At 71.7% G+C, this 10,028-nt stretch carries 10 protein-coding genes; 4 read left to right on the top strand and 6 right to left on the bottom strand.

The features are described from left to right. Window positions 1–18 precede the first annotated feature (18 nt). A complete protein-coding gene (locus tag ACIQPT_RS36005; protein ID WP_401162368.1) occupies window positions 19–471 on the bottom strand; it encodes a hypothetical protein in 453 nt (150 codons plus the stop codon). Window positions 472–578: 107 nt separating this feature from the next. Beyond that, window positions 579–1,517 carry a tRNA (adenosine(37)-N6)-dimethylallyltransferase MiaA gene (gene miaA / locus ACIQPT_RS36010; RefSeq protein ID WP_401162349.1) on the bottom strand — a complete coding sequence of 313 codons (939 nt, stop codon included), beginning with the start codon at window positions 1,515–1,517 and terminating at the stop codon, window positions 579–581. Between the two features lie 148 nt (window positions 1,518–1,665). On the opposite strand from miaA, the gene ACIQPT_RS36015 reads away from it, so the two are divergent. Continuing rightward, entirely contained in the window at window positions 1,666–1,935 is a 270-nt protein-coding gene (locus tag ACIQPT_RS36015) for an antitoxin (protein ID WP_401162351.1), read from the top strand. A 93-nt stretch (window positions 1,936–2,028) separates the two neighbouring features. On the opposite strand, the gene ACIQPT_RS36020 is transcribed toward ACIQPT_RS36015, so the two are convergent. Together ACIQPT_RS36020 and miaB are read right to left on the bottom strand one after the other, a co-directional pair. Further along, window positions 2,029–2,748: a class III extradiol dioxygenase subunit B-like domain-containing protein gene (locus ACIQPT_RS36020; protein ID WP_401162353.1), complete on the bottom strand. Its 720-nt coding sequence runs from the start codon at window positions 2,746–2,748 to the stop codon at window positions 2,029–2,031. Window positions 2,749–2,915: 167 nt separating this feature from the next. Beyond that, on the bottom strand, window positions 2,916–4,436 hold the full coding sequence (gene miaB, locus ACIQPT_RS36025; RefSeq protein ID WP_401162355.1) for a tRNA (N6-isopentenyl adenosine(37)-C2)-methylthiotransferase MiaB: 1,521 nt from the start codon (window positions 4,434–4,436) through the stop codon (window positions 2,916–2,918). A 144-nt stretch (window positions 4,437–4,580) separates the two neighbouring features. On the opposite strand from miaB, the gene ACIQPT_RS36030 reads away from it, so the two are divergent. Next, window positions 4,581–5,582: a TAXI family TRAP transporter solute-binding subunit gene (locus tag ACIQPT_RS36030; RefSeq protein ID WP_401162357.1), complete on the top strand. Its 1,002-nt coding sequence runs from the start codon at window positions 4,581–4,583 to the stop codon at window positions 5,580–5,582. Between the two features lie 35 nt (window positions 5,583–5,617). Here the strand turns inward: ACIQPT_RS36030 and ACIQPT_RS36035 are convergent, their stop codons facing one another. Together ACIQPT_RS36035 and ACIQPT_RS36040 are read right to left on the bottom strand one after the other, a co-directional pair. Continuing rightward, the gene (locus ACIQPT_RS36035) at window positions 5,618–7,015 is read right to left on the bottom strand and encodes a sensor histidine kinase (protein WP_401162359.1); all 1,398 of its coding nucleotides are present in this window, start codon (window positions 7,013–7,015) and stop codon (window positions 5,618–5,620) included. 21 nt (window positions 7,016–7,036) lie between these two features. Beyond that, on the bottom strand, window positions 7,037–7,729 hold the full coding sequence (locus tag ACIQPT_RS36040; protein WP_073882150.1) for a response regulator transcription factor: 693 nt from the start codon (window positions 7,727–7,729) through the stop codon (window positions 7,037–7,039). A gap of 389 nt (window positions 7,730–8,118) precedes the next feature. Between ACIQPT_RS36040 and ACIQPT_RS36045 the strand changes: the two genes are divergently transcribed. Both ACIQPT_RS36045 and ACIQPT_RS36050 read left to right on the top strand, forming a co-directional pair. Continuing rightward, window positions 8,119–8,904 carry an amino acid ABC transporter ATP-binding protein gene (locus tag ACIQPT_RS36045; RefSeq protein ID WP_401162362.1) on the top strand — a complete coding sequence of 262 codons (786 nt, stop codon included), beginning with the start codon at window positions 8,119–8,121 and terminating at the stop codon, window positions 8,902–8,904. 32 nt (window positions 8,905–8,936) lie between these two features. Next, entirely contained in the window at window positions 8,937–9,860 is a 924-nt protein-coding gene (locus tag ACIQPT_RS36050) for a glutamate ABC transporter substrate-binding protein (RefSeq protein ID WP_401162364.1), read from the top strand. Window positions 9,861–10,028 lie beyond the last annotated feature (168 nt).

Genomic DNA, 10,028 nt, shown 5'->3' on the forward strand with positions numbered 1-10,028 from the left:
GGCCTCGCCGCGACGCCGTCAGCGCAGGCGGGCCACACGCCAGACGGCGAGGGCGACCAGAGCGATGCCGGTCGCGGCGTACAGCGCGATCACCCGCCAGTCGGGGCGGTCGCCGGAGCCGCGGGAGGGCAGTCCCGGCCAGGTGTGACCGACGCGGCGGGCCGCCATCATGCCCCAGCCGGCCGCGCAGCAGCTGATCAGGAGCCCCAGCATGGCGACGATCGCGCCACCGTCACCGAACTCGAAGGCGAGGGGGAAGGCGAACATCAGCGAGCCGACCGCGGCCAGCATGACGATGGGCGCGAGCTGCCAGATCCGCAGCTTGCGGGTGGGCCGCAGCTCGACCTCGACCTCGGGGGTCAGGTCCTGCTCGTCGGGCCCGTCCGGGCTCAGCCGCCCCGCGGTCTCCCGCTGTGATGGCACGTCGTGCTCTGTGTCGCGCTGCTCCGTGTCGCGAGGGCCGGCCTCCATCGCCACGCGCCCTCCCAACTCGGACTCCACTGGTGGATCGATGCTCGATGATGGCACGATCACGGGTGCCGAATTGACGGGCGGAGCTTCCCGATGCCATCACGTGATCAGGCTGTGACCGCTCGTTCGACCAACGTCAGCGCCCGGTCCGGGAGTTCCCCCCGGTCACGGTGTCCGCCGCCGAGCCATACGACGCGCGGGTCGCGGCGGAACCAGGAGTCCTGACGGCGGGCGAAGCGCTTGGTGGCGCGCACGGTCTCGGCCCGCGCGTGATCCTCGGTGCACTCCCCCGCGAGCGCCGCGAGGATCTGCTGGTAGCCGAGGGCCCGCGAGGCCGTGAGTCCCTCGCGCAGCCCGGACGCCTCCAGGGCGCGCACCTCGTCCACGAGCCCCGCCTCCCACATCCGGTCCACGCGCAGGGCGATGCGCTCGTCCAGTTCGGGGCGGTCCACGTCGACGCCGATCTGCACGGCGTCGTAGACCGGCTCGTCGCCGGGGAGATTGGCGGTGAAGGGCTTGCCGGTGATCTCGATGACTTCGAGGGCGCGCACGATACGGCGGCCGTTGCTCGCCAGGATGGACCGGGCGGCGTCCGGGTCGGCGGCGGTGAGGCGTTCGTGCAGGGCGCCCGAGCCGCGCTCGGTCAGTTCCGCTTCGAGGCGGGCGCGCACCTCGGGGTCCGTACCGGGGAACTCCAGGGCGTCGATGGCGCCCTTCACGTACAGCCCGGAGCCACCGACCAGGACGGGGGTGCGTCCCTCGGCGAGCAGCCGGTCGATCTCCAGGCGGGCCAGGCGCTGGTACTCGGCGACGCTGGCGGCCTCGGTGACGTCCCAGATGTCCAGCAGCCGGTGCGGCACGCCGTCGCGCTCGGGGAGCGTCAGCTTCGCGGTGCCGATGTCCATCCCCCGGTAGAGCTGCATGGAATCGGCGTTGATCACCTCGCCGCCGAGCCGCTGGGCGAGAAAGACCCCCAGATCCGATTTTCCGGCTGCGGTGGGGCCTACGACGGTGATGACGCGGGGGGCGGAAGCGGGAGGGGTCACCCGGACAGTCTCCCAAATATCCGGGCCGTCCCGAACACACCGGAGAGCGCTATAGGGCGAGTAAAAACGGCAGGAACGGACAGGTGACGGACAATGGGGGCGGGAGAACGCTCCCGCGAACAGTCCTCACTGCACGGAAGGTGACCCAATGGGGTTCCTGGACAACCTGAAGGCCAAGCTGGGACCGGCCAAGGACAAGGTCGGCGACCTCGCGCAGCAGCACGGGGGCAAGATCGAGCAGGGCCTCGACAAGGCCGCGCGCACGGTCGACCAGAAGACCAAGGGCAAATACAGCGACAAGATCGATTCGGGTACGCGCAAGGCCAAGGAGGCCGTGGACAAGCTGGGGCAGAAGGACGGGGGCACTCCTGGGGGCACCCCCGGCAGCACGCCTCCCCCTCCGCCGCCCGCTTCCTGACCCGGCAGCGGCGGGCCCCCGACCGCGGCAGGCCCTCGACGGCGGCACCGGATCTCTCCGGTGCCGCCGTCGGTCTGTTCAGGACCAGGCGGCTCAGGACCAGGCGGCGACGGTGTAGCCCACGCCGTACGGGGCGTCCTCGTACAGCAGCCGTCCGGCGAGCCCGGCGTCCCGCGCGGCGCCGGCGAGCAGCTGCCAGGGGGCCCGTCCGGCCGCCTTGAGCTCGTGGGCGAGCGTCGCGTCGAGCGCCGCGAGGGTGTCGAGGTCCGCGGAGCCGAGCGCTTCGGTGGCCCGTAGGTCGAAGGCGGCGGCCCGGTCGTCGAGGTAGCCGGGGGCCTTGAGGGTGCGGCAGGCGCTGCCGTCGCCCATCACCAGGAGCGCGACCCGTTCGGCCCGTCGGGCGAGGGTACGTCCGGACTCGGCGCACTCCTCGGCGGCCTCGCGCTCCGCCACGGCGAGCCCTTCGACGGGGGCGCCCGTCCATCGGGCCCGGCCCAGCAGCCACGCGCCCACGGTCAGGGACTGCGGCAGCGGCCGGTCCGGGGCGGCGGCTCCGCGCGGTGCGTCGCCGAGCGTCACGTCGAGGTCCACGCCGACGCCCCGGAAGGAGCCGTGCGCCCCCGCCGGGTAGGTCCCGGCGGACCGGTCGTCGCCCGGACCCACGACGACGAGCAGGTCCGGGCGGGAGGCGGCGAGCACCCCCACGGCGTCGAGGCACGCGTCCCGCGCGGCGTCGAGCTCGGGGGCGGCCCCGGCGGCGACCTCGGGCACCAGGAGGGGCGGACAGGGGCACACGGCGGCGGCGACAAGCATGCCGGTCAGCGTACTTGTCGGGTGCCGTCGGCCGGTCCCGCGGGCCGGGCCGTGCTCCGGTCCCGCGGGCGGGCCGTGGTCCGGTCCCGCGGGCGGGCCGTGGTCCGAGCCACGCCCGTCCGAAGCCGCCGCCCGAAGCCGCCGCCCGAAGCCGTCAGCCGAAGCCGTCAGCCGATGCCGCAGGCCGGGGCCGCGGCGGCCGGGAGCGGGTCCGGGGCGCCGATGCCCGGGAGGCCGAGCATCACTCCGGCGGGCTTGGCGGCGGCCTCGGTGCTGCGCCTCTCCCAGGCGTCGCCCGCGCGGGTCGCCCGTACGGCGAGCGGCGTGCCCTCGGCGAGCAGGTGGTGCGGGGCGGCGTAGGTGATCTCGACGGTCACCACGTCACCGGGGCGCACGTCCTGGCCGGGCTGGGTGAAGTGGACGAGACGGTTGTCGGGGGCGCGGCCGGAGAGGCGGTGCGTGGCGCCGTCCTTGCGGCCCTCGCCCTCCGCGACCATGACGTCCAGGGTGCGTCCGACCTGCTTCTTGTTCTCGTCCCAGGAGATCTGCTCCTGGAGGGCGGACAGGCGCATGTACCGCTCCTGAACGACCTCCTTGGGGATCTGGCCGTCCATGTCGGCGGCGGGGGTCCCGGGACGCTTGGAGTACTGGAAGGTGAACGCGTTGGCGAAACGCGCCTCCCGGACGGCGTGCATCGTCTGCTCGAAGTCCTCCTCGGTCTCGCCGGGGAAGCCCACGATGATGTCCGTGGAGATGGCGGCGTCCGGCATCGCGGCGCGCACCTTCTCGATGATTCCCAGGAAGCGGTCCTGGCGGTAGGAGCGGCGCATCGCCTTAAGGATGCGGTCCGAACCGGACTGCATCGGCATGTGCAGCTGCGGCATCACGTTCGGCGTCTCGGCCATGGCGGCGATGACGTCGTCGGTGAAGTCGCGGGGGTGCGGCGAGGTGAAGCGGACGCGCTCCAGGCCCTCGATGGCGCCGCAGGCACGCAGCAGCTTGGAGAAGGCCTCGCGGTCGCCGATGTCGGAGCCGTACGCGTTCACGTTCTGGCCGAGCAGGGTGATCTCGGAGACGCCCTCGGCCACCAGGGCCTCGATCTCGGCCAGGATGTCGCCGGTGCGGCGGTCCTTCTCCTTGCCGCGCAGCGCCGGGACGATGCAGAACGTGCAGGTGTTGTTGCAGCCGACCGAGATGGAGACCCACGCGGCGTAGGCGGACTCGCGGCGGGTGGGGAGCGTGGAGGGGAACGCCTCCAGGGACTCGGCGATCTCGATCTGCGCCTCTTCCTGGATGCGGGCGCGCTCCAGGAGGACCGGCAGTTTGCCGATGTTGTGGGTGCCGAAGACGACGTCGACCCAGGGGGCCCGCTTGACGATGGTGTCGCGGTCCTTCTGCGCGAGACAGCCGCCGACGGCGATCTGCATCCCGGGGCGCTTGGTCTTCATGGGCGCGAGGCGGCCGAGGTTTCCGTACAGCTTGTTGTCGGCGTTCTCCCGCACCGCGCAGGTGTTGAAGACGACGACGTCGGCGTCGCCGTCGGAGCCCTCGGGGGCCCGGACGTAACCGGCGCCCTCCAGGAGACCCGACAGCCGTTCGGAGTCGTGGACGTTCATCTGGCACCCGTAGGTGCGCACCTCGTAGCTCTTCTGGACGTCCACTGCTTCGCTCCGGTTGCCGCTGCTCATGGGACAAGGGTAGGCGGTTGCCGGGCAGGCCCTTCCCGTAGCCTTCCGCAACCTTCCGCCGCCCCTCCCGTGGCCGTCCGCTGTGGGCCGGGCCTCACGGGGAAGCCTGGCCAGGGGGGCGGGTGAGCTGGCAGGATCGCGCGCATGTTCCACGCTCTGTCCCGATTCGGCCGCCGGCGCACCCTGCAGACGGGCGCCGTCCTCGCGGTCGTGCTCGGGCTGCTCGCGTGGTGGCTGCAGCCCCAGGGGGACGAGGGCGACCCGAGCGGCACGCTCACCTTCTCCACCGGGGTGCCCAGCGGCGTCTACCAGCGGTACGGGGAGCGGCTGGAGGGCGCGCTCGCCAAGGACATGCCGGAGGTGTCGATACGGCTGCGGACCAGCGAGGGGTCGCAGCAGAACCTCGCCCGGGTGGCGACGGGCGAGGCGGACTTCACCATCGCCACCGCCGACGCCGTGGCGACCTATCTGCGCGACGGCAGGCCCGGGGCGCAGCGGCTGCGCGGCTGCGTCCGGCTGTACGACGACTACGTCCAGCTGGTCGTCCCCCGCGACTCCGACATCCGCAAGGCCTCCGACCTGCGGGGCAAGCGGGTGGGCGTCGGCCAGGAGGGCTCCGGGGTGCGGCTGGTCGCGGACCGGCTGCTGGCGGCGGCGGGGCTCGATCCGGCCGACGACATCACCCCGGTGCCGGTGGGCATCGACACCATGCCCGTACGGCTGACGCAGGGCCGGCTCGACGCCTTCTTCTGGTCGGGCGGGCTGCCGACCGCGGCCGTACAGGAGCTGTCGGAGCGCTTCGCCGTCCGGCTGGTGCCGCTGGAGGCCGCCCTGGTCGCGAAGTTGCAGGCGGCGACAGGACCGACCCGTTTCTACCGGTCGGCCATGATGCCCGCCGACGCCTATCCGCAGGCCCAGCAGGGTCAGTCGGTGCCCACGGTCGCCGTCGCCAACCTGCTCGTCACGACCGACCGTACGGACGCGGCCATGACCGAGGCCTTCACCCGGACGGTGATCAACAGCCGGGACCGGATCGGCCGCGAGGTCCACGCGGCGCAGTTGGTCGATCTGCGGACGGCGATCTACACGGATCCGCTGGACGTGCACGACGGGGCCAAGGACTACTACCGCTCGGTGAAGCCGTGAGGCGCTGAAACCCTGCCCGCCCCGTGCCCCTCGGCTCAGCCACGGCCCGGCAGGTCGCGGGGGACCGAGACGGTCACCCGCAGACCGTGCGGTTCATGGTGCTCGTACGCGATCGAACCGCCGCCCGCCGCGAGCAGCACCCGGGAGATGGAGAGGCCCAGGCCCGATCCGCTGACGTTCTGGTGGCGGGTGCTGCGCCAGAAGCGGTCCCCGACGCGCTCCAGCTCCGCCTCGGTGAGGCCGGGGCCCCGGTCGGCGACGACGACGGTCGCCGCGCGGGCATCGGCGGCGACGGTGACGGTGACGGCCTCTCCGGCGGGGGTGAACTTCAGGGCGTTGTCGATCACCGCGTCCAGGGCGCTGGAGAGCGCGATGGGGTCGGCCCAGGCGGTGGCCGCCGGGGCCCCGCCCAGTGCGAGGGCCACCCCCTCCCGCTCCGCCATGGGGCGCCAGGAGGCGACCCGCTCGGCGGTGAGCGGGACGATGTCGATCAGCTGGAGGTCCGCCTCGGCGTGCTCGGCCAGCGCGAGGTCCAGGAGGTCGTCGAGGACCCGGGCCAGCCGCTTGCCCTCGGTGCGCACGGCCGCGATCTCCTCGCTGCCCTCGGGCAGCTCCAGGGCGAGGAGCTCGATCCGCAGCAACAGGGCGGCGAGCGGGTTGCGCAGCTGGTGCGAGGCGTCGGCGACGAAGGCGCGCTGCTGCTCCAGCACGTCCTCGACGTTGTCCGCCATCTCGTTGAAGGAGCGCGCCAGATGTCTGAGCTCCGGCGGCCCCGCGGAGGCGGCGACCCGGGAGCGCATGCGGCCGCCGGCGATGTCGCGGGTGGCCGCGTCCAGGGTCCGTACGGGCAGCAGGACCCAGCCGGTGAGCCGGACCGCCGCCCCGACCGCGACCAGCAGGGCCAGCGCCTCGCCCACGCCGATGAACAGCCAGGTCCGCAGGATCCGGGACCGCATCTCGCCGGTGGGCGAGTCGATGACGACCACGGCCACCACATCGCCGTCGCGCACGACGGGCGAGGCGACGACGACGCGGCCCTCGCGCCAGGGCCAGACCTGCGGGGGGTCGTGCGAGCGGCGGCCCAGCAGCGCCTCGTTGAAGGCCGTGCGCCCCTCCCCCTCGGCGGGCAGGGTCCAGAAGTCGGGGGCCTTGCCCAGGGGCCGCTCGTCCGGGAAGAAGACGCCGGCGCGGATGCCGTACACCGAGGCGTAGAGCTCCAGGTCGGTCTGGAGGGTGCGGCGGCGCTCCTCGCTGTCCGGGGAGGTACCGGTGATGGACTGCGCCAGGGCGGCGAACCGTGCGGTGTCGTCGATCCGGTCGATCACCAGGCGCTGCTGTTCGGCCGCCGCCACGCTGATCGCGAGCGGAAAGCCGAGGGTGAGCAGGACGGCGGCCATCAGGACGATGAGCAGCGGGAGCAGACGGGAGCGCACCGGGAGAACGTACCCGCCGGGTTACGCGGACGGCGCGACGAGCCGGTAGCCGACGCCCCGCACGGTCTCGATCAGGGCGGGCAGCCGCAGCTTGGAGCGCAGGGAGGCGACGTGGACCTCCAGGGTGCGTCCGGTCCCCTCCCAGCTGGTGCGCCAGACCTCGCTGATGATCTGCTCGCGGCGGAAGACGACGCCGGGGCGCTGGGCGAGGAGGGCCAGCAGGTCGAACTCCTTGCGGGTGAGCTGGACTTCCGTGCCGTCGACGCTGACCCGGCGGGTCGGCAGCTCGATGGCGACCGACCCGAGGCGCAGGGCGGCGACGGGGGTCGGCGCGGTGTCCTCGCCGCTGGTGGTGCGCCGGGCGACGGCGTGGATCCGGGCGAGCAGCTCGCCGGTGTCGTACGGCTTGGTGACGTAGTCGTCGGCGCCGAGGTTGAGTCCGTGGATGCGCGAACGGACGTCGGCACGGGCGGTGACCATGATCACGGGGGTCGCGGTGCGCTTGCGGATCTTCCCGCAGACCTCGTAGCCGTCCTGGTCGGGCAGGCCGAGGTCGAGGAGGATCACCCCGAAGGGCTCCTTCTCGGCGGGCAGCAGCGCGCGCAGGGCCTCCTCGCCGTTGCGGGCGTGCACGACCTGGAATCCGTGCCGGGCGAGCACGGCGGACAGGGCCGCCGCGACATGGTCGTCGTCCTCGACGAGCAGCAGTCTCATGGCCCTCCTCTCCGTGTCTCCCGGGGCCGTCCGGCTCCGCGGGTTCGTTCGTACCACCGTCGCACGGTGTCACCGGGCGCTATCCCGTGTTTCACCCTGCTTCACCCGGAAGATCCTTGGCGAGACCTTCCGTTCATCGACGCTTCGCGTCTTCCTCGCTCAAGGCATCCACGCCGATGAGCGGCATGCCAGTCAAGAGCCTGCCGGTTACAGCAGGGTTTCCGTTATGCACCCGGTACGCCCCGGGGCGGCGCGGGGCGTCCCGCTTCACGCGGAGTGTCCGGTTGCCGCCGGATCGTTATGCTCAATTTCCGCTCAGATGTAATGACGTTGGTAGCACTGCGTCATTAGTGTCCTTCTTCAACCGAGGAGGACGGAGCAAGAAGCCGATGAGCGGAGTTTCAGTGACCAAGGCCGCCGAGGACGCCGCGCCCGCGGCCAACGACCTGGTCGTACTGAGCAACGTCAACAAGCACTTCGGCGCGCTGCATGTGCTCCAGGACATCGACCTGACCATCGCCCGTGGCGAGGTCGTGGTCGTCATCGGGCCTTCCGGGTCCGGCAAGTCCACGCTGTGCCGCACGATCAATCGCTTGGAGACGATCGATTCGGGAGCGATCTCGATCGACGGCAAGCCCCTGCCCCAGGAGGGCAAGGAGCTGGCGAGGCTGCGTGCCGACGTGGGCATGGTCTTCCAGTCGTTCAATCTCTTCGCACACAAGACGGTGCTGGAGAACGTCATGCTGGGCCAGATCAAGGTCCGCAAGGCCGACAAGAAGGCGGCGGAGGAGAAGGCCCGGACCCTGCTCGACCGGGTGGGCGTCGGCGCACAGGCCGACAAGTACCCGGCGCAGCTCTCCGGTGGCCAGCAGCAACGCGTCGCGATCGCACGGGCGTTGGCGATGGACCCGAAGGTCATGCTCTTCGACGAGCCCACGTCGGCTCTCGACCCGGAGATGATCAACGAGGTCCTCGAAGTCATGCAGCAGCTGGCCCGGGACGGGATGACGATGATCGTCGTCACCCACGAGATGGGCTTCGCCCGTTCCGCCGCCAACCGCGTCGTGTTCATGGCTGACGGGAAGGTCGTCGAAGAGGCGACGCCCGACCAGTTCTTCAGCAACCCGCGCAGCGACCGGGCCAAGGACTTCCTGTCGAAGATCCTTCACCACTGACGACAACGACCTACGACCTAAGGATTGTTCACATGAAGCTCCGTAAGTCCGCCGCCCTCGCGGCCATCGCCGTCCTCGCCCTGACCGCGACCGCGTGTGGTGGCAAGGAGGGCTCCGCCGGTGACAAACCGGGCGGCACGAAGCCGGGTTCCTCCGAGGCTCCCGCACTCCCCACGTACACCGCAGCCACGGGCGTCGACCTGGACTCCCCGGTCTTCAAGAAGGCCAAGGAGCGCGGCAAGCTGGTCATCGGCGCCAAGGCCGACCAGCCGTTCCTCGGCTTCGAGGACCAGTCGACCAAGGAGCGCTCGGGCTTCGACATCGAGATCGCCAAGATGGTCGCGGCCGACCTCGGTTTCTCCGACAAGCAGATCGAGTGGAAGACCGTCGACTCCGGCGTCCGTGAGACGGCCATCTCCAAGGGCCAGGTCGACTACTACGTCGGCACCTACACGATCAACGACGAGCGCAAGAAGCAGGTCGGCTTCGCCGGTCCGTACTACAAGGCCGGTGCGGCCCTCCTGGTGCGCAAGGACGACAAGTCGATCACCGGCAAGGAGTCGGTGAAGGGCAAGAAGGTCTGCTCGATCGTCGGCTCCACGCCGCTCCAGGAGATCAAGAAGCCGGAGTACGGCGCGAGCGTCGTCGAGCTGGCCAAGTACTCCGACTGCGTGCAGCAGCTGCTGACCAAGCAGATCGACGCCGTCACCACGGACGACTCGATCCTCAAGGGCTACGCCGCCGCCAACTCCGGCAAGCTCCAGGTCGTCGGCGAGCCGTTCACCGACGAGCCCTACGGCGTCGGCCTGAACAAGGACGACAAGGTGCTCCGCGAGGCCATCAGCGACTCGCTGGAGAACCGCGTCAAGGACGGCACGTACAAGAAGATCTACGAGGCCACGCTGGGCCTGTCCGGTTCGGACTACGTCGACCCGCCGGCCATCGAGCGCTACTGACGCCGTCGGGGGGGGGGGCGGCGGGGGGGGCCGCCCCCCCCCCCCCCCCCCCCCCCCCCCCCCCCCCCCCCCCCCGCCCCCGCCGCCCCCCCCCGCCCCCCCCCCCCCCCCCCCCACGGCCCGCCCCTGGCCGGAGGCGGCCGCCGTACTGACCGATGCCCCGCTGTA

This window comes from Streptomyces sp. NPDC091289, assembly GCF_044757365.1.
Taxonomy (GTDB): domain Bacteria; phylum Actinomycetota; class Actinomycetes; order Streptomycetales; family Streptomycetaceae; genus Streptomyces.

What these genes read in the sequence shown, in the direction of transcription:
- ACIQPT_RS36005 (WP_401162368.1), bottom strand. Translation starts at nt 471, where the DNA reads ATGGAGGCCGGCCCTCGCGACACGGAGCAGCGCGACACAGAGCACGAC.
- ACIQPT_RS36015 (WP_401162351.1), top strand. Translation starts at nt 1,666, where the DNA reads ATGGGGTTCCTGGACAACCTGAAGGCCAAGCTGGGACCGGCCAAGGAC.
- ACIQPT_RS36020 (WP_401162353.1), bottom strand. Translation starts at nt 2,748, where the DNA reads ATGCTTGTCGCCGCCGCCGTGTGCCCCTGTCCGCCCCTCCTGGTGCCC.
- miaB (WP_401162355.1), bottom strand. Translation starts at nt 4,436, where the DNA reads ATGAGCAGCGGCAACCGGAGCGAAGCAGTGGACGTCCAGAAGAGCTAC.
- ACIQPT_RS36030 (WP_401162357.1), top strand. Translation starts at nt 4,581, where the DNA reads ATGTTCCACGCTCTGTCCCGATTCGGCCGCCGGCGCACCCTGCAGACG.
- ACIQPT_RS36040 (WP_073882150.1), bottom strand. Translation starts at nt 7,729, where the DNA reads ATGAGACTGCTGCTCGTCGAGGACGACGACCATGTCGCGGCGGCCCTG.
- ACIQPT_RS36045 (WP_401162362.1), top strand. Translation starts at nt 8,119, where the DNA reads ATGAGCGGAGTTTCAGTGACCAAGGCCGCCGAGGACGCCGCGCCCGCG.
- ACIQPT_RS36050 (WP_401162364.1), top strand. Translation starts at nt 8,937, where the DNA reads ATGAAGCTCCGTAAGTCCGCCGCCCTCGCGGCCATCGCCGTCCTCGCC.